Genomic DNA, 771 nt, shown 5'->3' with positions numbered 1-771 from the left:
TCAAAATATTCCACAAGGCAATACACCGGATATGTTGCAAAAGACTGTGGAAATGCTCGTGGATGCTGAATTGGCGTTCCCTCCCGGTGAACAGTATAACTATGGAACCGTTAATTATGACGTATTGGGTTTGGTTATTGAGATTGTGTCGCGACAAAGCTATGAAGACTTTATGAAGGAACAGGTATTTCAGCCGTTAGGTCTTCACCAGACGTATGTTTATAAAGAAGCTGCTCAAGCCACTGGACAGTTGGCACAGGGCTACCGTTCTTCCTTTTTTATGACAACTCCATTTAAAGCTCCGGATTATGCTGGGAATAAACCCGCAGGCTACATCATTTCTAATACAAAAGATATGGCGCGTTGGATGGGCATACAGATGGGGATCGTGCAGGACATACCCGAAATATTTCACATGGTTATCGAAAAATCACATAGGGGTGATATGTCTGTTTCGGCTGTCAACGGTATGTATTATGCGGCAGGCTGGTCCGTAAACGCCGAACAAACGATTATAGAACACACTGGGGGCAATCCAAATTTCAGAACCGAAGTAGTCATACTGCCAAATGAACGAACAGCCGTCTCCTTGCTGAGCAACGGCGCAAATACCAATATAAACATAGTACTAAAAGTTAAAGATATATTAGAAGGCAATCTAACTCAGTCATATGAAATAAGCGGCACACAGCTTTTGGATATCATTTTGTCGTCTATCACAATTATTCTTTGCCTATTGGCCGTTTTGCTATTTCTCTTAGGATTACGCAG

At 42.3% G+C, this 771-nt stretch carries 1 protein-coding gene; it reads left to right on the top strand.

Annotation, left to right across the window (positions count from 1 at the left end):
- A partial coding sequence (locus tag MR115_RS29515; protein ID WP_242243850.1) for a serine hydrolase domain-containing protein occupies positions 1 to 771 on the top strand: 771 nt, incomplete at both ends.

Origin of the sequence: Bacillus cereus group sp. BfR-BA-01309 (assembly GCF_022664315.1) — a bacterium.
In the GTDB taxonomy this organism is placed as follows: Bacteria; Bacillota; Bacilli; order Bacillales; family Bacillaceae_G; genus Bacillus_A; species Bacillus_A mobilis.
The sequence above is the reverse complement of the archived record's forward strand: the minus strand, read 5'-3'. Positions and strand labels throughout refer to the sequence as shown.